This window comes from Planococcus sp. FY231025, from assembly GCF_052078085.1.
Lineage (GTDB): Bacteria > Bacillota > Bacilli > Bacillales_A > Planococcaceae > Planococcus.
In genome coordinates, this window is record NZ_JBQJJG010000012.1 from 89,408 (window position 1) to 108,246 (window position 18,839).

General features: G+C 51.3%; 22 protein-coding genes. 3 read left to right on the top strand and 19 right to left on the bottom strand.

The annotated features are described in order from the left end of the window. Nucleotides 1–106: 106 nt before the first annotated feature. Together ACTL32_RS16865 and ACTL32_RS16870 are read left to right on the top strand one after the other, a co-directional pair. Complete coding sequence (locus tag ACTL32_RS16865) at nucleotides 107–811, top strand: type 1 glutamine amidotransferase domain-containing protein (RefSeq protein WP_441342556.1); 705 nt, start codon at nucleotides 107–109, stop codon at nucleotides 809–811. Between the two features lie 51 nt (nucleotides 812–862). Beyond that, entirely contained in the window at nucleotides 863–1,069 is a 207-nt protein-coding gene (locus ACTL32_RS16870; protein WP_441342557.1) for a hypothetical protein, read from the top strand. A 67-nt stretch (nucleotides 1,070–1,136) separates the two neighbouring features. Here the strand turns inward: ACTL32_RS16870 and ACTL32_RS16875 are convergent, their stop codons facing one another. The 10 genes from ACTL32_RS16875 to ribE form a co-directional block, all read right to left on the bottom strand. Next, the gene (locus ACTL32_RS16875) at nucleotides 1,137–2,324 is read right to left on the bottom strand and encodes a S1C family serine protease (RefSeq protein ID WP_441342558.1); all 1,188 of its coding nucleotides are present in this window, start codon (nucleotides 2,322–2,324) and stop codon (nucleotides 1,137–1,139) included. After that, entirely contained in the window at nucleotides 2,324–3,202 is an 879-nt protein-coding gene (locus ACTL32_RS16880; RefSeq protein WP_441342559.1) for a peptidylprolyl isomerase, read from the bottom strand. Before ACTL32_RS16880 ends, ACTL32_RS16875 begins: the two co-directional genes overlap by 1 nt. Nucleotides 3,203–3,332: 130 nt before the next feature. Further along, nucleotides 3,333–4,724 carry an ATP-binding protein gene (locus tag ACTL32_RS16885; RefSeq protein ID WP_441342575.1) on the bottom strand — a complete coding sequence of 464 codons (1,392 nt, stop codon included), beginning with the start codon at nucleotides 4,722–4,724 and terminating at the stop codon, nucleotides 3,333–3,335. Further along, complete coding sequence (locus tag ACTL32_RS16890) at nucleotides 4,714–5,394, bottom strand: response regulator transcription factor (protein ID WP_441342560.1); 681 nt, start codon at nucleotides 5,392–5,394, stop codon at nucleotides 4,714–4,716. The genes ACTL32_RS16885 and ACTL32_RS16890 overlap by 11 nt, the downstream gene beginning before the upstream one ends. A 140-nt stretch (nucleotides 5,395–5,534) precedes the next feature. Further along, nucleotides 5,535–6,548 carry a GTPase gene (locus tag ACTL32_RS16895; protein WP_441342561.1) on the bottom strand — a complete coding sequence of 338 codons (1,014 nt, stop codon included), beginning with the start codon at nucleotides 6,546–6,548 and terminating at the stop codon, nucleotides 5,535–5,537. 65 nt (nucleotides 6,549–6,613) lie between these two features. After that, on the bottom strand, nucleotides 6,614–8,434 hold the full coding sequence (locus tag ACTL32_RS16900; RefSeq protein ID WP_441342562.1) for an LTA synthase family protein: 1,821 nt from the start codon (nucleotides 8,432–8,434) through the stop codon (nucleotides 6,614–6,616). 69 nt (nucleotides 8,435–8,503) lie between these two features. Continuing rightward, the gene (locus tag ACTL32_RS16905) at nucleotides 8,504–9,025 is read right to left on the bottom strand and encodes a histidine phosphatase family protein (RefSeq protein WP_441342576.1); all 522 of its coding nucleotides are present in this window, start codon (nucleotides 9,023–9,025) and stop codon (nucleotides 8,504–8,506) included. Nucleotides 9,026–9,248: 223 nt separating this feature from the next. Beyond that, nucleotides 9,249–9,713 carry a 6,7-dimethyl-8-ribityllumazine synthase gene (gene ribH, locus ACTL32_RS16910; RefSeq protein ID WP_204891320.1) on the bottom strand — a complete coding sequence of 155 codons (465 nt, stop codon included), beginning with the start codon at nucleotides 9,711–9,713 and terminating at the stop codon, nucleotides 9,249–9,251. A 13-nt stretch (nucleotides 9,714–9,726) separates the two neighbouring features. Further along, nucleotides 9,727–10,920: a bifunctional 3,4-dihydroxy-2-butanone-4-phosphate synthase/GTP cyclohydrolase II gene (locus ACTL32_RS16915; protein WP_441342563.1), complete on the bottom strand. Its 1,194-nt coding sequence runs from the start codon at nucleotides 10,918–10,920 to the stop codon at nucleotides 9,727–9,729. A gap of 14 nt (nucleotides 10,921–10,934) precedes the next feature. Continuing rightward, nucleotides 10,935–11,564 carry a riboflavin synthase gene (gene ribE / locus ACTL32_RS16920; RefSeq protein WP_204891322.1) on the bottom strand — a complete coding sequence of 210 codons (630 nt, stop codon included), beginning with the start codon at nucleotides 11,562–11,564 and terminating at the stop codon, nucleotides 10,935–10,937. 645 nt (nucleotides 11,565–12,209) lie between these two features. Here ribE and ACTL32_RS16925 point away from each other — a divergent pair. Continuing rightward, on the top strand, nucleotides 12,210–12,533 hold the full coding sequence (locus tag ACTL32_RS16925) for a CHY zinc finger protein (protein ID WP_441342564.1): 324 nt from the start codon (nucleotides 12,210–12,212) through the stop codon (nucleotides 12,531–12,533). Nucleotides 12,534–12,552: 19 nt separating this feature from the next. On the opposite strand, the gene ACTL32_RS16930 is transcribed toward ACTL32_RS16925, so the two are convergent. From ACTL32_RS16930 to ACTL32_RS16970, 9 genes are all read right to left on the bottom strand, one after another. Further along, nucleotides 12,553–13,050 carry a GNAT family N-acetyltransferase gene (locus ACTL32_RS16930; RefSeq protein WP_441342565.1) on the bottom strand — a complete coding sequence of 166 codons (498 nt, stop codon included), beginning with the start codon at nucleotides 13,048–13,050 and terminating at the stop codon, nucleotides 12,553–12,555. 36 nt (nucleotides 13,051–13,086) lie between these two features. Continuing rightward, nucleotides 13,087–13,911, bottom strand: a complete 825-nt coding sequence (locus tag ACTL32_RS16935; RefSeq protein WP_441342566.1) for a metallophosphoesterase — start codon at nucleotides 13,909–13,911, stop codon at nucleotides 13,087–13,089. Between the two features lie 12 nt (nucleotides 13,912–13,923). Then, nucleotides 13,924–14,628: a CBS domain-containing protein gene (locus ACTL32_RS16940; protein WP_441342567.1), complete on the bottom strand. Its 705-nt coding sequence runs from the start codon at nucleotides 14,626–14,628 to the stop codon at nucleotides 13,924–13,926. Then, nucleotides 14,621–14,857, bottom strand: coding sequence for a VOC family protein (locus tag ACTL32_RS16945; RefSeq protein ID WP_441342568.1), 237 nt, complete (start codon nucleotides 14,855–14,857; stop codon nucleotides 14,621–14,623). The genes ACTL32_RS16940 and ACTL32_RS16945 overlap by 8 nt, the downstream gene beginning before the upstream one ends. A gap of 274 nt (nucleotides 14,858–15,131) precedes the next feature. Continuing rightward, nucleotides 15,132–15,917, bottom strand: a complete 786-nt coding sequence (locus tag ACTL32_RS16950; protein ID WP_441342569.1) for an ABC transporter permease — start codon at nucleotides 15,915–15,917, stop codon at nucleotides 15,132–15,134. Continuing rightward, nucleotides 15,914–16,789, bottom strand: a complete 876-nt coding sequence (locus tag ACTL32_RS16955; RefSeq protein ID WP_441342577.1) for an ABC transporter ATP-binding protein — start codon at nucleotides 16,787–16,789, stop codon at nucleotides 15,914–15,916. The genes ACTL32_RS16950 and ACTL32_RS16955 overlap by 4 nt, the downstream gene beginning before the upstream one ends. A 2-nt stretch (nucleotides 16,790–16,791) precedes the next feature. After that, nucleotides 16,792–16,986 (bottom strand): PLD nuclease N-terminal domain-containing protein, encoded by a 195-nt coding sequence (locus ACTL32_RS16960; protein ID WP_441342578.1) that lies wholly within the window; start codon nucleotides 16,984–16,986, stop codon nucleotides 16,792–16,794. Between the two features lie 33 nt (nucleotides 16,987–17,019). Next, complete coding sequence (locus tag ACTL32_RS16965; RefSeq protein WP_441342570.1) at nucleotides 17,020–18,117, bottom strand: DUF1648 domain-containing protein; 1,098 nt, start codon at nucleotides 18,115–18,117, stop codon at nucleotides 17,020–17,022. Then, nucleotides 18,114–18,503 carry a GntR family transcriptional regulator gene (locus ACTL32_RS16970; RefSeq protein WP_441342571.1) on the bottom strand — a complete coding sequence of 130 codons (390 nt, stop codon included), beginning with the start codon at nucleotides 18,501–18,503 and terminating at the stop codon, nucleotides 18,114–18,116. The genes ACTL32_RS16965 and ACTL32_RS16970 overlap by 4 nt, the downstream gene beginning before the upstream one ends. Between the last annotated feature and the right edge of the window lie 336 nt (nucleotides 18,504–18,839).

Genomic DNA, 18,839 nt, shown 5'->3' on the forward strand with positions numbered 1-18,839 from the left:
CTTTATGTCCGGTGCCAGCCGGCAACTGATGCTGGGTACGTTTCAGGTTGGCCTGAGAGGGTAAAAGAACAAATAGACGATTAGATACTCCGAGGAGGAAGATACTATGGCAAAAGTAATGGCTGTACTATCAAGCGGCTACGCTGATGAAGAAAATGATTATGTAACAGGATGGTGGGCCGAAGAGCTTTTTGAACCGATCCTCGCCTTACAGGAAGCAGGCCATACCGTCGGCCTTGCGTCGCCTAAAGGCGGCAAACCGGTCGTTGACCCGATGAGTCTCAGCAAAGAATATGATCCGGAAGGCAAATATAAAAAAATGTACGATTCTGGCATTGCCGACAAGACAACACCAATCGTCGATGTACAGGCAAGCGATTACGATGCCATTTTCATTGTCGGCGGCCATGGCGCCATGTTCGACCTGGCGCATGATGAAAATCTGCATACAATCATCAATGTTGTATATGAAATGGGCGGCATTGTAGCAGCTGTCTGCCACGGTCCGGCACCTTTGGTCTACACGAAATTGAAAGACGGCCGCGGCATCCTCGATGGACTCGAAGTTACAGGATACCCGAACGATATGGAACCGGAAGAAGTCCGCGGCCTGCTGCCGTTCAGCTTGGAAGATGAACTGCGCAAAATCGGCACCTATAAGGCTGAATCGGACATCGATCAATTCGTTGTTTGGGGCAACGAGCAAATCCTTACCGGCCGCGATCCGAAGTCTTCGCCGCTTTTCGGTAAAGAGCTGGCGAAAAAATTGACGAACCGTGAAGAAAAGGAAGAAGAGAAATTTTTCAAATAAGTACCGCTGCTTACGCATATGACCGATAAAAGAAAATGGGAGGGATTCACAATGAGCGAAAAAGATCCGAAAGAACGGGAATACATGGAAGAAAACAAAGAAACAATGCAGCGCCCTCCAGTTCAAAAGGAAGGCTTGGAAGAACCTCGGACAAAAGGCTACAAGCCGCTGCAGATCGGGTTTGTTATTTTTGTCATCGTGGTGCTGATCATTGTTATTTTCGGCATCAATTCAAACATGTGGGGGCTATTCGGTTAATCGCTGATGTAATTGTTACAATAAAAAAGGGAAAAGGACAGGCCCCAGGGCCTGTCCTTTTTGTATATTAAAGGCTTTCGGTCAATTCGATTTCGAATTCCATCAGCTTTCCGTCCCGGTAGGCTTTTGCTTTCAGCGTATCGCCCACTTCGGTTTCGGTGTACAGATGCTGGCGGAGTTCCTGTACGGAGTTCACTGCCTCTCCGTCCAATTCTACAATAACATCAAATTGCCGAATACCGGCTTTGTCTGCGCCGGAACCTGGAGCTACTTCATTGACGACGATTCCTCCTGTCACATCACCCGGCAACTTCAATTCGCTTTCCTGGTACTCGCGGGGGACTTCTGCCAGATCAAGGATGGCGACACCCAGTGAAGGCCGTTCGACCGCGCCTTTCGATTCAAGGTCTTCAATGATCGGAATGGCGACGTTGATCGGAATCGCCAAGCCGATGCCTTCTACAGCATCCTGTGCGATTTTCATCGAGTTGATGCCGATCAGCTGGCCTTGGCTGTTGATCAAGGCGCCGCCGCTATTGCCCGGATTGATTGCCGCATCTGTCTGTAGCACTTCCGCCTGCCAGTCTTCCCGTCCATCCTGGTTTACATCGATTGGGACAAGGCGCTCAGTCCCCGAAATGACCCCTACGGTCACCGACCCTGAGAATTGGAGGCCTAGCGGATTGCCAATTGCAATCGCCGGTTCCCCGGGCTGCAGTTTCGAAGAGTCGCCGAATTCCACGACCGTTTCGATTTCATCCGAAGCCACCTTTAACACAGCCAAATCGGTCCAGACATCCGTTCCTAATACTTCTGCGTCGATCTCTGTTCCATCGGCGAGCGTCACGCGGACACTTTCAGCGCCTTCGACGACGTGGTTATTGGTAACGATATAAGCCCAATCGCCGTCTTTCTTATAGACAACACCGGATCCGGTCCCCGCTTCTTTCGATTCCGCTTGGGAAGCCGGAATGAACGGGTTTTGCTGAGCTGTCTGCAGGTTCGTCACGCCCACTACCGCGTCGGATGTCTTCTCGACCATTTCGGTAATATCGGTTGTCACGATGTCGGTCGTCCCTTGGAGATCGCTCTCAGTTTGAACCATCTCCGGTTCGTTGTTCGCTGCCGCTTCCGAATCCGTGAATTCGGGAAGCACTACGCCGATCAGAAGTGCACCGGCAAGCAGGCCGGAAAAGCTGGAAGCAAAGTAACCGCCGCGTTTTTTCTTTGGTTCTGGTGAATTGTAATAACCCATTATTCATTTCCTCCCTGGTTCAAATTATTTTTGATGTCATACGATTCCTGTTTTTCTGCAAGCCATGCTGCATATTCGCTGTTCAACGCTTCGTCGAATAAAATCTCTTTGATCTTTTCCTTGCTGCCTTCCAATGTCGCTTCGGCAGCTTCGGTTTTCCCGGTCACTTTGATGACATGGAAACCGAATTTTGTTTCAACCGGCTCACTGATTTCATCCGGCTTCATGGCAAACGCCGCTTTTTCGAATTCAGCTGCCATTTCCCCTTCACCGAAGCTGCCCAGTTCTCCGCCGTTTTCGGCAGTCGCTGTATCGATGGAGTATTCAGCTGCCAGTTCTGCAAAGTCGCCTCCGTCAGCCAACTTTTTCGCCACTTCTTCTGCCTGCTCTTTCGTTTCGGTTAAAATGTGGCTGGCCTCCACTTCTGCGCTTTGGCCGAGTGCGGCTTTGTTTTCCTCAAAATAGGTCTGGATAGCCTCGTCCGTAATTTCAATATCCGGGCCGATCAGCTTTTCGATTTTCAAATAAGTTTCCATTTCATTTTCGAGGTCTTCCATTGTCATGCCGCTTGTTTCGATGGCTGAGGCCAATCCTTCAGCTCCGCCGTAATTCTCTTCATATACTGCCATTTCCGCGTCAATTTCATCTTGTGTCACGGTGATCTCCGCTTTCTCGGCTTCCTGGCGGATGATTTCATCGGATATCATAAGCTCCAGTGCTTCAGCACCGCTTGTCTTTATCATTTGTTCATACAGCGCATCTTTCTCTATGGCCGTACCGTTGACAGTCGCAACTGCCTCGCCTTTGTTGAATCCCACCAGCAAAAAGATTGCTGATGCAGCGATGATTCCGATTGCAATATAAATAGCCTTTTTCATTTTCATCCCTCTTTCTTTGTCTGTATCCTTATCCTAACAAGCAGTTATGAACAAACTATGACCAAACCATTAAAAGATCTGTAACGTTTCAGCCATGAAAAAAGCCCGACAGCGCAAAGCTGTCAGGCTCTTATTTATGCGGAAAACGGATGCTGAAGACGGTGCCTTGCCCTTTTTCACTCTTTACCTGGATGCTGCCTCCATGCAGTTCGACCAATCTTTTAACAATCGAAAGGCCAAGGCCGAACTGGCCGCTGCCGCGAGAGACATCCGATTTGTAGAAACGGCGCCAGATCATGTCAATTTCCGCCACGTCGATGCCGTCACCCGAATCTTCCACTTCAAGTACCATCGCTTCGGGTTCCCGGAAGGCCCGGAGCCCAATTTGCCCGTTTTCGGTAAACTGGATGCTGTTTTTCACGATATTCGTCAGAATCTGGATCAGCCGGTCCATGTCTCCATAAACCGCCTGTCCCTCTTCCGCTTCCACGATGATGCGGTTTCCTTTTTCCTGCGCCAGCATCTGCATCTGTTCCTGAATGATTTCAAGCAGTTCATCCGCATCGATTTCCTCTTTCATCAGCGTCACCTGGTTCGAGCGGATTTTTTCGTAATCAAGATTTTCATTGACCAGACGGATGAGGCGCTTTGTTTCTTCGCTGGCAAGCCGCAGGCCTTTTTCACGCTGTTCTTCAGCGATCATATTGTTCCGCAGCCCTTCCATGACACCTGCAATCGTCGTCAACGGTGTCCGCATTTCATGTGAGACATCAGCCATGAATTGGCGCCGCCTGTTCTCAAGCCCTTCGATTTCCTCGCTCGACTTCCGGAGCTTCTCTGCCATCTGATTGAAATCCTGCGCCAAATCGCCGAATTCATCGAACTTGGATTCAGGCAAGTTGACATCATACTTTCCTTCACTGATCATTGCGGCAGCTTTTTGCATCCGCTGGATCCGGCTGACGTGAAGCTTGGACAAAAGCAGGCTGAGCAGGAGTGCGGCAGCTAGCGCAAGCACGATCGCCGTCAGAAGCGATTTATTGATTTCCGCAATCATTTCCCTGGTTCCGCCGATCGGAGAAGCCAAGAGAACGCCTCCCGCGAGTCGGCCTCCTTCTACATAAGGCAAGGCCACAAACGTCACCGTATTTTCAAAGCGCTCGACATCGCGCTTCACGACAAGTGTTTCCCCGCCCTCTATGACATTCCATTCCTCCTGGGTCAATTCAACCGGCGGAAATGCCCCGGAGACCGGATAAAGAATGCGGCTCTGCTGGTCAAAAACGATAAAGTTGATGTTCTGGGCCCGCAAAATGGAAACATAAGGCTGCAAGTTTGAGCCCGGACGCGGCGCTTCGAGTTCTTCAAGGATCCGCTCGCCGTAGCTTTCCAGTTCTTCCGCTTTTTCCTGATAGGCGAAATCTTCCACGTAATTGGCAAACAGCAAGCTCAAGATCAAAAATGCGACCAGCAGGATGCTTAAATGGCTGGCGATCAACTGATAGAAATACTTAATCCGCATGTTCTTCAAATTTATAGCCCACTCCCCATACGGTATGGAAAAACGTTTCGCCTCCGGCTATTTTTTTCCGGAGCCGCTTGATGTGGACATCGACCGTCCGCTCATCGCCGTAGAATTGATAACCCCATACTTGTTCCAGCAGCTGCTCCCGGCTGAACACCTGCTTCGGATGCTGCAGGAAAAACAGGAGCAGGTCGAATTCCTTCGGCGTCAACCCTTCGACCGGCTGTCCATCCAACCGGACTTCCCGGGTTTCCTTATTGGCCAGAAAGCGCGTGGTTGCAATGGTATCGGATACCGGTTCGCTTTTAAGGCTGCGTCGCATGACCGCTTTGATGCGGGCCATCAGCGTCAGCGGGCTGAAAGGTTTTGTGACGTAGTCATCGGCACCCATCTCGAAGCCGATGACCTGGTCCGAATCGCTGTCCTTGGCCGTCAGCATGATGATCGGAACCGATCCGCCTTGTTCTCGGATTTTCCGGCACAATGCGATGCCGTCCATCCCCGGAAGCATCCAATCAAGGATCAACAGGTCATGATCGCCTTCCGCATATTTCCGGTAGCCTTCAAGCCCGTCCGCTGCAAATTCGCCGTGGATGCCTTCTTTATCAAAAAATAATTCCAGCATCGAACTGACGCTTGGATTGTCTTCCACCACCAAAATTTTCATGCCCTACCTCCGCTCTGCCTTTCTTTAAAAGTAAATCACATTCCGATAAGACGCAAGCAATTGAAAAGCTGCCCGGCAGGCCGGGTAACCGGCTTGTCGGGCAGCACACTCTTTTCTTATAGCTCGGGGAGCCTTTCCGCTTACGCTTTTTTCTCACGCGTCTTGTATTTTTCGAACAAATCGCCGATCATGTCGTAATCGATGTCAATATTGTTTTCGTAAGCGTATTTCACGCCGTAGCCGAGGGCTAAGGTCATTGCGGAGGCGACCGTTCCGCCGATCACGGAGCCTGCACCCGGAATGAACTTAAGGGCCTGGCGGTAGATGGTGTGGCCGATGGTCTGTGTCGCGGTAATGACGATCATGTCTCTTGCCGCTTTTTTGCTGAGCGGCTTATCGTACAGCTTCGACAGCTTGATGATCAAACCCACTTGGAGCGAAGTCAGCGGAATAACGTCAGATCCCGGAATCGGGGATGCGCCGATGACACCGGCTGAAACGCCTGAACCGATAATCCAGCGGTTTGCTGCAGCCGACTTTTCTTTCATGCTTTTGGCGAAAAGCAGGTCCTTACCTTTCTTTTCGAGCAAAAAAAGGATTTCCTTTTTCAGATTCTCCAGGTTTTCGCCGGTTTTCGACGAAATCGGAATCACTTTGTATTTGTTGCCGGTATGGTTTTTGACAAATTGGATGATCGACGGAATGTCTTCCGCAGCATCGATTTTGTTAAGGACGATGAGGATGTCCTTGTTCTGTTTTTCGATCGATGTGAATTTTTCTTTTTCGCTTTCAGAAAACACAGTCCCCGCAGCGTTCAAAAAGAATAACACAACGTCAGAGTTCTGGACGAATTCCAAGGTCTTTTTCGGGTTTTCATCGTTTGGATCGTTCAGGCCGGGCGTGTCCATGAATTTGATGTTCTCCAGGCCTTGGAGGTTATACGGATCGACGCTGACGGTCTCACCGGGCATCGGGTTGGTGCTGGCAATGTCTTTGCCGATGATCTTGTTGATTGTCGAGGATTTTCCGGCGTTCACTTCGCCGATCAAGGAAATCAACAATTCCTGATCGAGCATATCGTTCACTTTTTTCATCTCGTTCTCAAACATTGAATCCATTACCTTGTTCACTTCATCTTCAAAGTTCCTTACCATTTTATATCCCCCTTTGGTTCTCTTTATTCAAAATTATACACAGTCTGCCCGGCGCCGTGTATTTTTTAATCGCTGATATATGGCTTGAGCAGTGTGTCATTGTATTTCAAGATTTCCTGTGCATTGCGGATATGCTTTTTCGTGGCGCTGTTCTTGCCGCGCTTTTCCATCGTTTCCATATCCAGCAGCAATCCCGGCAATTTCGCCCCTGGCGCTTTGTACAATTGCTCAGACTGGGCGAAAGATCCGCCTGGCATGTAGTAGCGCATGCCGAGAAGATTCTTTTTGTACTGGAATAGATTATGGCCGATCATCGGCGCATCCGTTTCCACCCCGAGCAGGGCGAGCACCGTCGGCATGATATCCACTTGGCCGCCGAGCCGGCTCATTTCGATTCCTTCAAATAAATTGCCGCCGGTCATCAACAGAGGCACGGTCAGGCGTTCTTTCATCGAATACGGATGCCCCAGGAAGTCCTGCAGCAGCAGCGCATCTTCTTCGGCAAGCGGCGAACCGTGGATGCCCGAATGGTCGCCGAATATGACGACAAGCGACTCGTCGTAGATTCCCTGTGCTTTCAATTCGGCGATCAGCTTGCCGACTTGTTCGTCTGCATAGCGGATCGACTGCAGATAATGGCCGACATGCGTCCCTTCATATTCTTCCGGCAGTTTCAGGTATTGCATTTCTTCCGGAAGAACGAACGGGGTGTGGCTGGTCATCATGACAATGTTCTCATAAACTTTCCCATAGGTATCAAGCTGGCGCGGCAGCTCGTCCAGAGCGAAATCGATCAGCACTTCGTCCGATGGACCGAATCCGACTTCTTCGATTTCAGGGATTTCCTCATTGGAGAAGGTTTCGTCAAATCCAAGGACCGGATAAAGGACATCCCGGTTCCAAAAAGTGATTTCATCCGCATGGTAAGTCGCAGAACCATAGCCTTCCGCTTTCAAAGCACTCGCAAGTGAAGGCACCGGTTTGCCGTTCAAATCATTCACGGTCGGCGCCATGCCTTCCGCATATAATCCGGTATTGGTGATCCATTCCGCATCCGAAGTGGTGCCGGCACCGATCTGCTGGAATACATTCGAGAAATAGGCGCTTTCCTCAAGCAGCGCATTGATGTTCGGCGTCACTTCCTGTCCGTCTACCGATTTTCCGACCACGAAATTCTGCATCGATTCCACTTGGACCATGAACAGATGGCGTCCCTGTGCGAGCCCAAAAGTCTCATGCTCGTTTTCAGGCACGTAAATATTGCCTTTCAGAGCTTCCAGCTTTTTCGGCGTCAATTCGGTTGAAGAAGCATGGGCGGTATCAGTCGCTTCGTTGTACATCTGCACGAGCTGCGACTGCGCGTAGCCGTTTTCTTTCGCAAAGTAGGAGATATCGACAATCGGCTTATTGATTGCATAAACGGTCGTGATGATGCTGACTGTAGCCAGTGCAGCCGCTGCATATTTCAACGTTCGCAGCTTCGGAAGCTTGCCCCATTTGCGCCGCAGCACCCACAGAGCTGCCAAGTCCAGGAAGAACAGGAAATCGAGCGGGTGGATCAGCAGCAGAATGGTCGTTCCGACAGTACCCGACTGAGTCGTCTGCCGCAAATCGTAATAGGACGGAATGGTCGAGTAATACCGGCTATACAGCGTCACAGCGAAAAAAACGCCGGACACGAGCAGGCTGTAAGTCCACACAACAAGCCATTTGCGCTTCTTGAATATCATCAAGGCAGCAGCCAGCAGCAAGGCCCAGACCGGAAATTCGACAAAAGCGATGTGCCAGAATGACTTCGCATCAAAAATCAATAAGCGGAACGCGCTGACTTTGGCCAGCAGCAGAAAAAAGATGGCGATATAGGGAAAAGCTTTATTTTTGAACATCCGGCACACCTCCTTTGCCTTCATCCCCGCCAAGGGACAATCCGGATTTTTTTGTTTTTCTGCCGGCATTTAGCCCATCGCTCTTTTTATAGTTCCTTCACTTTCTGTCCAGCGGACTTCAAAGATATCTGGATTCGCTAAAGTTTTCCAGCCTTCAAAGCCGAAATCAGGCTCAAAATGGGTCAGCAAAAGCGCCATCAAGTTGCCGTGGGTCACCAAAACACTTTGAGCCGGTACTTCACGGAGCACTTCCAGCCCTCTTTCCGCCGCTTCCCTGCCCGATTCACCGCCCGGCAGTTTTTTATCCGAATTGCTAAAAGACCGTTCCAGATGTTCCATCCAGTCCGGCAGATTTTCTGTGCTAAGAATCCTTTCCACAAGCCGCGCATCGGTTTTCACCGGGAGGCCAAGACGCTCTGCGGCCGGTGCAATCGACTGGAGAGCCCGGGCATACGGGCTTGAAACAATATGTATAACGCCTTTTCCTTCAAAAAAATCGGCAAGGCCTTGCGCCTGCTTTTCGCCTTCTTGCGTAAGTTTCGCTTCGGGCTGCTGCCCCGTAGCCTGGCAATGGCGCACCAGGTAAACCACTTTCTCCAATCTTTCCACCTCGAATTCTATATTATGCAGCTGCTGCCGCTGTTCTATATCCATTATAAAGCTAATTGAAAAATCCGTCAGTTTCCAGTGCCGTCCATATACCTTCCTATTCCCTTTTCCGCAGGCTTTTAACATGTTTCAAGGGGCGTCTTTTGTACCAAAAAGAGGAAACTGGGCAAATAAAAACTCCGGAACACAGGCTCCGGAGCTCTACTTACAATTTTTTCATCAGGTTCGCCATTTCAATCGCACCGGCAGCCGATTCCCAGCCTTTGTTCCCGGCTTTTGTTCCGGCACGTTCAATCGCCTGTTCAATCGAATCCGTCGTCAGCACTCCGAAAATAACCGGGATGTCCGACTGGTCGCTCGCACGCGACACGCCTTTCGCCACTTCGCTGCAAACATAGTCGAAATGCGGAGTGGCTCCGCGAATGACCGTACCGAGTGTGATGACGGCATCATAATTGCCGCTTACCGCCATTTTTTTGGCAACGAGCGGAATTTCAAAAGCGCCCGGAACCCAGGCAATCCCAACGTCTTCAGGTTTTACGCCATGGCGTTTCAAGGCATCTTCTGCACCGCTTAGTAATTTGCTTGTGATGAATTCGTTGAAGCGCCCGACAACAATGCCGATGCGCAGCCCTTCACCGTTTAAGTATCCTTCAAAATGAGTTGTCATAGTCCAGTCCCCTTTAGAAATTCAGCAAATGGCCGAGTTTCGATTTTTTGGTTTTCATGTAGGTTTCATTGTCTTTAGTGGTCGGCATTTCAATTTGCAGCCGTTCCACCACTTCCAGCCCGTAGCCGCCGATGCCGGCGATTTTGCGCGGATTGTTGGTTAATAGTTTCATCTTGCGGATGCCGAGGTCGCGCAGGATCTGCGCGCCAATGCCGTAATCGCGGAGGTCATCGGCAAATCCGAGTTTCTGATTGGCTTCGACTGTATCATAGCCCTGCTCCTGCAGCTCATAAGCTTTCAGCTTGTTGATCAGCCCGATGCCGCGGCCTTCCTGGCGCATATACAACAGCACGCCAGAGCCGGCATCGCTGATCTGCTGCATCGCCGCATGGAGCTGCGGGCCGCAATCGCATTTATGCGAACCGAACACATCCCCGGTCAGGCATTCCGAATGGACCCGCACAAGCACCGGATTTTCCGGATCGATTTCGCCTTTGACCAGTGCGACATGATCCTGTCCCGTCAGGACTTCCGTATAGCCGACCGCCCGGAAATCGCCATATTCCGTCGGCAAGGAAACTTCCACTTCCCGCTTGATCAGCTTCTCGTTTTTCTGCTTATAGGCGATCAGGTCCTGGATGGTAAGAATCCCCATCTCGAGGCGCTTTGCCACTTCCTGAAGATCATCTACGCGCGCCATTGTCCCGTCCGGATTCATGATCTCGCAAATGACGCCGGCAGGCGGAGAACCGGCAAGCTTCGCCAAGTCCACCGCTGCTTCCGTATGCCCTGCACGGCGCAGGACGCCGCCTTTTTTAGCGATCAGCGGGAAAATATGGCCCGGCCGTTTGAAATCCGATGCCTTCGCTTCGGGGTGGAGCATGCTGGTGATGGTATGCGAACGCTCATAAGCACTGATGCCGGTCGTCGTTTCCCGGTGGTCGATGCTGATCGTGAAGGCGGTGCCGTATTCGTCTGTATTGGTATCGGTCATCAAACCGATTTTCAGCCGTTTGGCGATTTCCTCCTCGACCGGGACGCAGATCAGGCCGCGGCCTTCCGTCGCCATCAAATTGACGATTTCCGGCGTGGCGAATTCCGCTAACGCAATAAAATCCCCTTCATTTTCTCGATTTTCATCGTCGATGACAATGATCGCTTTGCCGTCCTTCAAATCACGGACAGCTTCTTCGACTGTATAGAACATCTTTTCCGCCTCCATTAAAATCCATTTTCCGCAAGCCAGCTGCGGGTCATTGCCGGTTCTGCCGTCTGGATGCGCTCGGTGTATTTCGCCAGCATATCGCATTCGATATTCACTTTGTCACCGATGCCTTTCGCGCCCAACAGCGAATCTTCCTGCGTCGTCGGAATCAGCGAAATCGTGATGCTGTTTGTGCCAAGAGCGAAGATTGTGAGCGAAGTGCCATCAACGGCGACCGAGCCTTTCAACATCATATACTTCATCAGCCGCGGTTCGACCTCGATCGTCTTGGTCACCGCATTCGCTTCTTTCTTGACCGAACGGATGACGCCGACGCCGTCGATATGGCCGCTGACAAAATGGCCGCCAAATCGGCCGTTGGCAGGCATGGCGCGTTCCAGGTTGACCCGTGAGCCGCTTTTGAGGCTTGCCATCGTCGAAGATTTGACCGTCTCCGGAATGACATCCACGGTAAAAGTATCTTTTGTAAAAGTAGAGACTGTGAGGCAAACGCCGTTAATGGAGATGCTGTCTCCCCGTTTGACGTCCTCCAGAATCAGCGAGCAGGAAATGGTCAGCTCCATCGCTTGAGGCTTTGCCCGCAATGCTGAAACACGGCCGACTTCCTCTACAATTCCGGTAAACATTGGATCACACTCCTCCAAAAGAGCTGGACAGCCCTGTAATGCCGGCTTGAAAACCGTATGAAATTGTAGGCAATCTTTTGAGTTCTTTCCACCAAGGGGCAGTCGGGTGGTAAGGAAAGGGTATATATAGGGGTTTGGATTTATCCGCAAACTTTGCACACCGAATAAAACATTCTTCCGAGGGACGGAAAAATGCAGGCTGTTGCGGGATAAAAAAAGGTGCGACAAAACAAGCCCTCAAATTCTTCTCCCATCCAGACTTTCACTGTCGGTGCCGGAATTTCACCAGCTCCACCGGTCCAGGAAAAGCGCAGGCGCATATGTCAGCCCCGACAAGCGCTGGAGGGCTTGAGGGCCACGGCGGTTTTTGCCGTGGACAACAAGGCCGAAGCGACCTCGAGGGGCTATGCGCCGGAGCTAGACAAGAAAAGCGCAGGCGCATATGTCAGCCCCGACAAGCGCTGGAGGGCTGCATGCTTTGCATTTCCCTGGAACGGGTCACGGACTTGCAGTCGCCTGCTCACCGCCGGTAAGGAATTTCACCTTGCCCCGAAGAATTTGATTCGATTATTTGTCCTTTTCATAGTAGCATAAAAATCAGGGAAACTTGCAAATTTTATAGCTCAACAGAAGGAGGTCCAGCATATGGCCCATACGCAGGAAGTGAAAGGGATCGACGTCGACCCGGAGACACGCTGTGCCCATTACCATTCCGAAATTGACCGGATCGCCATCAAGTTCTATTGCTGCGGCATTTATTACCCTTGTTTCGAATGCCACCAGGCAATAGGTTGCGGCAGTCCCAAAGTATGGCCGAAAGAGCGGTTCGATGAGAAAGCGGTGCTTTGCGGCTCATGCGGGCATGAATTGACTGTGGCGGAATATTTGGATTGCCATTCCAGTTGCCCTGCCTGCAGCGCTCCATTCAATCCCGGCTGCAGCCTCCACAAGCACCTGTACTTCGGCTGAACGGAACAAAAAAAGAGCTTCAGCCGTTTGGGTTACCGGCGTCCACTCTTAAGCTCATGACAATCTGTTCGCCTTTCGGCCGCATCACTCTTCTGCCGGTGTCTTCGAAGCCGGCACGCTGGTAAATATGCTGCGCCGGAACATTGCGTGCATTCACGCCAAGCACCACTTCATTGAATCCCGGGAATTCTTTCCGGATGAATTCCGGCAATACATAAATGGAGCCTGTGGCAATCCCGCGCCCCTGGAATTCAGGGTTGACCGAGTATCCGCGCAGCAACAATGCCTTTGGATTGTCGGAATACCGTTTCCGGTCATCCGATTCATCAAGTTCAAAAAAACCGGCGTCCATGCCGCGGGCTTTGATGATGACAAAATGCTTCTCGGGATCTTCCGCATCCCGCTCCATGATTTCCTGCGGCAAACGCGTAAACTCCAGCTGGTCTGAAGGAAGATCATATTTCACCGCCACTTTTGAAGAATAGCGGTGCAAAGTAACTTCTTTTTTCTTTATCAACACCAACGACCTCTTTTCCATTCGTTCTTGTCGTGCTTAACCTCTTTCCAGTGTCACTGCCACAACTTCCGGCCGGTTGAATAGCCGCAGCGGGAAACCGCTGTTCCCGATTCCGCGGCTGAGCACAAGCTGGGTGCCGCCTCTTTCGAAAATGCCTTCCGTCATGGTCGGGAACCAGCCTTGGCCGGGTGCAATCAAACCGCCGAGGCCCGGCAAGCGGAGCTGTCCGCCGTGTGCATGTCCCGAGAACACCATATCGATATTGTTTTCTGCGTAAATCGCGATCATTTCAGGACGGTGCGCCAACAGCAAGGTGAAGTCGTCCGAAAAGCCGGCTTCTGAAAAAGCCTCTCTGGTCGCATCTTCCTCTGCAAGCTCCACTTCATAAAGCGGATCATTGATGCCCGCAATCTGAACCGTCTCCCCTTCCAGTTCCCACTCCACCGCTTCGTTCATCAGAACAATGACACCGAGCGCTTCCAGAGCTTCCACAATTTCCTCGATCTTATTGGATGCCACTTCATGGTTGCCGATTACAAAATAGACATCGCTCATTTTTAACAGCTCCCGGACCAGGACCAAGCTGGTTTCCAAGTCATAGCGGTCGCTGTCAATCAAGTCTCCCGTCAAAAAAATGGCATCGGGCTGGGCCTCTTCCACTTTTCGGATGAGCCTCTCCTGCCCGTTCCCGAATTCGGCATTGTGCAGATCGGACACCTGGACGATTCGCTTTCCGTCAAAAACCGCCGGCAGTTCGGAAGAAGCCAGTGTATATTCCGTCGTCTGAAGCCAATTATTATTTCCCCACCAAAATCCCCAAGCAGCTGCTGCAAGGAGCAGCAGGATGATCCATTTCTTCATATATCCAAACCTCTATTCAATCTTGATCAAATCAATCGGGGTGATAATGCCCGTCAATTTCTCTTCTTTTTTGCCGTGCTGTGTGATCAGCAGCGCTTCAAGCCCGCCGCCTTCCATCACCGATTGCTTAAATATCTCCTCTGCCTCGTAAACGGATGTCGCAGAAGCGATAAATCGGTGGTTGCTGCCATCTTTTTCATGTTTCAATATATCCCGCATACGGGTTATTTCCCGGGAAATGACTCTTTCGTCCTGTGTTTCGACCAGCCAGCGGGCAATTCCGCCGGCTGTGATCAATCCGGAAAAGACGCCGTTCTCATAAACCGGCCATTGCGTAAAAGTATGTCCCCTGACGATACGCAAGACTTTTGCGAGGCTGTCTTCCGCATCAAATACATGGACCGTCCGTGCAAACATCGTGCCGACCGTAACCGGCCTCGACAGCAGTTCTTCAATCTGCTCTATCAATTCTACAATTTCCATATGCGGTTCGGCAATTACATACTCTGTGGACGTACGGTGGTGGACGATGGCATTTCGCAAGTCGGCGAATTCCCGCAGGTCGTCCTCATATTTTCTGACGGTCGCATTTTTCTTTTTCGCCAAATCGATCGACCTGAAAAATGTGACATAATCTTTTGAAGCGATGATTTCCTTCAAAGCTTTCTCGATTTTATTGAATGCAATGATGAACCGCGCGGAATTTGGTTCAGCCAAGTGCCTCCACTCCTTCTCCTGCAGCAATTTCGATTTTCAAACGGTCCGGATCTTCCAGGAAGACAGCATAATGATCGGGGCCACCCGCAAAAGGATAGCGGTCCTCATACAGCATCGGAACATCCGACAAGCGCATTTTCTCGGCCAGCCGGTCCACCTCGCTCCGCGAATCCGCCCGGAAAGCCAAATGGTTCAAGCCGGATGCTTTCCGGTGATACGGAAGATGCAAGTACGGTTTTTCGGTCTGGACAAAAACGATATAGGAGAACCCATTTTTGAAACTGAACCCTTTCGGCCAGTCCTGGTAAAGTTAATACCCGAGATCGGGAAGCAGCATGCTGTAGAACTCCCATGACTGCTGCAAGCTCTTGACATTGATTTCGATGTGGTGAATCAAACATACCGACTCCTTTTCATCAGTTTAACAGAACCCTTCTCAAAAATCCGTGCTGCCGAACAGCCGAAATAAACATAAAAAAACTGCAGCTGAAAAGCTGCAGTTGCTATACATTCGTCTTGTCGGCATTTTTGCGGGACATCCAGATGCCCATCGCCGTTATCAACACAATCAGCAAAACCGCAATGCCGAGCGACCACCAAAAGTCGGAGGCATCCGGGCCCACGTCCAGCCAGGCGGCGGCATACACGGGCAGTTTCACCGGAGAAACCGTCCAGTATGCGCCCAGTAGCCCGTCGGTGATCTGAAGCAGGAAAATCAGCCCCAGTGAAGCCGCTGCTGCCATCCCGGCGTTCGGCAAGGCGGCACTTGCGGCCAGCACAATAGATACCACCAACAGGATCCACACACTGTAGGATGCCGCAAACTGAAGGAACTTAGTAAAATCCACTCTTTCGAACAATAGCATTGTATAGTAGTAAGCTGACAGCAATCCGGCCCATACGCTCACAAGTCCGACCATTCCTGCCAATACCCATTTGCTCATAAAATAGGACGGAAAAGACAGAGGCCGGACATACAGGAGCGTTGCCGTCCCGCTTTTCCGTTCGCCCGCGACGGCCCCCATAAATGCCAGGACGAGCACGAGCATCCCCACAAACTGATACTGCCCGAGCACCGCCGCCAGAATCTGCTCCGGTTCAGGCTCCGGAATCTGGATGACCGCACCGTCCGGAAGGTTGCCGACTGAATCCAGCAGCTGCGGAAGAAAATAATTGGTGACGGGCTCTAAAATACCGAACAGGATAAATACTGCCGGAATCCAAAACAGTTTGAAATTCCGAAGATTTTCACGCCATTCTTTCTGGAACAAGACGCCGAACTGGTTCATTTCGCCCCCACCACCTTCAGGAATATTTCTTCCAATGTTGCGGACTGGCGCTCTACGCCGACTACAGCGGCAGCGCGTGTAGCGAGCGTCCCCAGAATTTCCTCCATGCCCGGGCTGCCGGAGCCATCCGGCACAATGACCGAAGCTCCTGCTGTCCGGGCTTTCCAGCGGCTTTCCTCAAGGAAGGCCGCCGCTTCCCGGGCATCCTTGAAACGGATGCGGATGATCGGCTCGGCGTGCCGCTGTTTCACTTCAGCCAAGGACCCTTGCTCCACCAATTTGCCGGCCTGCATGAACAGCAATTGATCGGTCATTTCTTCAGCGTCGTTCAAGATATGTGTCGAATAAAGGATTGTGGTATTTTGCTGGAGCGTCTTCAGCAAATTCATGATTTCCCTGCGCCCTGTCGGATCAAGGGCTGAAACCGGTTCATCCAACAGCAGCAGCTTCGGCTGATGGACAATGGCCTGTGCCAGGCCGAGCCGCTGCTTCATGCCGCCGGAAAATGCACCAGTCTTCTTTTGCATTGCAGTGCCGAGGCCCACGAATTCGAGCGTCTTTTCCGATTGCCTGCGCGCTTCTTTTGCGCCGACCCCGCTGATTTTAGCGGCCATCTCCATGAATTCGAGTGCCGTGAGCCAAGGGAAAAAGCGGGGTTGCTGCGGCAGAAAGCCAATGCCCGACTGCGCTTCCCAATCGACGGTCCCGGCAGTCGGCTTCAGCAATCCTGCCAGCATCGACAGCGTTGTCGTCTTGCCTGCGCCATTGGGACCGATCAATGCCGTTGAAGTGCCTTCTTCAAGTCTGAACGACACGCCGTCAACAGCAAGTTCAGATCCATAACGCTTGGTCAGATTTTCTGCAATGAGCATACTCAATAATTCCGCCTCCCCACCACTAAATAGATGATCGGCCCGATGATATTGATCAGTACGATCACTGCGGCCCACATCCATTTCGGACCATTCGGATTCGGGTTTTTCACCAGGTCCACTAATGCGAAAACCATCAGCGCGAATTGAATCAATAAGATTGGAAGCAGCAATAACACCAAATCGGTTTCACCCATTCCTGCCATGTCTCCATCCCCCTTTTTTAAAAATCATATTGCAAACGCAATGCCAAGCAAGATAGCCAACGGCAGCAGCAGAAGCAGCCAGCTCCTTGGATTGCCGAAATTGACCGTCCACCCGATGCCGAAACGCTTTTCCACCATCAACGACGGGTCTTCCCTGTTGAAATAGAAGATGCCCGCTTTCCAGACCCGGTCATCATCCGCGTCGATAATGCCCGGGTCTGCCGGAGCTTCCTCGATGTCCGCTCCGCTTTTCACGACTTTGACGGCGTAAACGGCCACCGCGCCGAGAACGAGGATCAGGAAACTCACGGATGCGCCCATGACCAATAAAGCGCTGCCCATCTCCTGATGGATGATGGACAATTGCAGACAGGCGAGCAGCAGGGTCGAAGAAATGGAAACGATAAAGAGCAGCAAGCTGCCGTATTTGCGCGAAACCAGCTCCCGCTCCCGGGAGCGCTTCCTGCTGCTGGCCCTGATTTTAGCCCCGCTCCCCCCTATGCTGCGGTTGAAGGAATAAAACAAGAGCTGCATCACCAGCAGGACGAGCGGCAACGATACACCGGTGAAGATGCTTTTCTCTGCAAAACGGTCCGGCTCCCCTCCCGGCCCCCAGTGGACAGGTATCTGAAGGGGCAAGGAAGCGTAATTGAACCACGTGTAAAAAATCAGTCCGCCCGTAATGACCATCGGCAGCAAAAAAGCGATTCCTGAAACCATCTCCAAATCCTTGCGGAAATCCAGGTCGACCACCACTTTTTCCTTTTTGCCGGCAGTCCATTGGCGGAGGCGCTTTTCTTCCTTTACTCTGAAATGGTTTGACAGGTACAGGGCCATGCTGAATAGGAGCAGACCGAATTGCAGGCCGATGCCCCAGAGAGCCGCAGCTTCTTCCGGCGCATCGCTTCTGCTGAATACAGCCAAATAACCAAGAACGGCGGCACTGCCTGCTATCCCGATGACAATAGCGTACCTCTTTCTCATTTTCAGAAGCATGGTGTCCTGTGAATACGGCTCCGGCACATAGATGCCGAAAACTTCCGTCGTCCTTACAAAATACGGAATCCATGCCTGGATCAACACCAACAGCAGCAGCGTTCCTGCCATCAGATAAACAGTCATTTTGTCCCCTCCTTGATCTCCTCGATTAATTTCCCTGTCAGTTCAGCCAATTCCTCTTTGCTGAGCTTCCGGCAAATCGCTTCTGCCAGAATCGGCCGCAGTTCTTGAAGAAGCCGCTCCCGTTCTTCTTTTGTCGCTTCCCGGATACCGTCCGGGTGGATGAAAACACCCTTTTTCGGCACAATTTCTATCATTTTCTTCTCTTCCAAGTAATGATAGGCTTTGTTGACGGTATGCATATTCATGCCCAGATCAGCCGCAAATGCCCGTACCGAAGGCAAGGGTGCACCAGGCGACAACTTTCCGCTGGCCACCCCTTCAATGATTTGCTGGGCCAATTGCAGATAAATCGGAACAGCAGAGGCTGGCTCGATTTCGATGTACATTCCTAACCTCCTTTGTTCTACTATAAATAGAACACTTGTTATACATATAGTATAACAACTAGTTTTTTTCGTCAATATTATAAAGAGGAGCTATCCAAAAAGCCCAAAACGAAAGGCCAGAGGAGAAAAGCATTGCTTTTTCTCCTCTGACCTTTTCCTTATTCTATAACGGCTGATGGGAATGGAGGCGGCGAGCAAGTTGGACGAAGGTAGTTCGGCCAACTTGTTTGCGACGAAGCAGCGAAGCGATGCAACGCCTTTTCATGTCTCGAAGCTAGCGCAGCGACGGTTTTTCATGCACCGAAGCTAGCGTAGCGATGCAGGTGCAATGCAGAG

Excerpts from the sequence above, each read along its gene's own strand:
- ACTL32_RS16865 (WP_441342556.1), top strand. The coding sequence starts at position 107 with ATGGCAAAAGTAATGGCTGTACTATCAAGCGGCTACGCTGATGAAGAA.
- ACTL32_RS16870 (WP_441342557.1), top strand. The coding sequence starts at position 863 with ATGAGCGAAAAAGATCCGAAAGAACGGGAATACATGGAAGAAAACAAA.
- ACTL32_RS16875 (WP_441342558.1), bottom strand. The coding sequence starts at position 2,324 with ATGGGTTATTACAATTCACCAGAACCAAAGAAAAAACGCGGCGGTTAC.
- ACTL32_RS16880 (WP_441342559.1), bottom strand. The coding sequence starts at position 3,202 with ATGAAAAAGGCTATTTATATTGCAATCGGAATCATCGCTGCATCAGCA.
- ACTL32_RS16885 (WP_441342575.1), bottom strand. The coding sequence starts at position 4,724 with ATGCGGATTAAGTATTTCTATCAGTTGATCGCCAGCCATTTAAGCATC.
- ACTL32_RS16890 (WP_441342560.1), bottom strand. The coding sequence starts at position 5,394 with ATGAAAATTTTGGTGGTGGAAGACAATCCAAGCGTCAGTTCGATGCTG.
- ACTL32_RS16895 (WP_441342561.1), bottom strand. The coding sequence starts at position 6,548 with ATGGTAAGGAACTTTGAAGATGAAGTGAACAAGGTAATGGATTCAATG.
- ACTL32_RS16900 (WP_441342562.1), bottom strand. The coding sequence starts at position 8,434 with ATGTTCAAAAATAAAGCTTTTCCCTATATCGCCATCTTTTTTCTGCTG.
- ribH (WP_204891320.1), bottom strand. The coding sequence starts at position 9,713 with ATGACAACTCATTTTGAAGGATACTTAAACGGTGAAGGGCTGCGCATC.
- ACTL32_RS16915 (WP_441342563.1), bottom strand. The coding sequence starts at position 10,920 with ATGTTCTATACAGTCGAAGAAGCTGTCCGTGATTTGAAGGACGGCAAA.
- ribE (WP_204891322.1), bottom strand. The coding sequence starts at position 11,564 with ATGTTTACCGGAATTGTAGAGGAAGTCGGCCGTGTTTCAGCATTGCGG.
- ACTL32_RS16925 (WP_441342564.1), top strand. The coding sequence starts at position 12,210 with ATGGCCCATACGCAGGAAGTGAAAGGGATCGACGTCGACCCGGAGACA.
- ACTL32_RS16935 (WP_441342566.1), bottom strand. The coding sequence starts at position 13,911 with ATGAAGAAATGGATCATCCTGCTGCTCCTTGCAGCAGCTGCTTGGGGA.
- ACTL32_RS16950 (WP_441342569.1), bottom strand. The coding sequence starts at position 15,917 with ATGAACCAGTTCGGCGTCTTGTTCCAGAAAGAATGGCGTGAAAATCTT.
- ACTL32_RS16955 (WP_441342577.1), bottom strand. The coding sequence starts at position 16,789 with ATGCTCATTGCAGAAAATCTGACCAAGCGTTATGGATCTGAACTTGCT.
- ACTL32_RS16960 (WP_441342578.1), bottom strand. The coding sequence starts at position 16,986 with ATGGGTGAAACCGATTTGGTGTTATTGCTGCTTCCAATCTTATTGATT.
- ACTL32_RS16965 (WP_441342570.1), bottom strand. The coding sequence starts at position 18,117 with ATGACTGTTTATCTGATGGCAGGAACGCTGCTGCTGTTGGTGTTGATC.
- ACTL32_RS16970 (WP_441342571.1), bottom strand. The coding sequence starts at position 18,503 with ATGTACATCGAAATCGAGCCAGCCTCTGCTGTTCCGATTTATCTGCAA.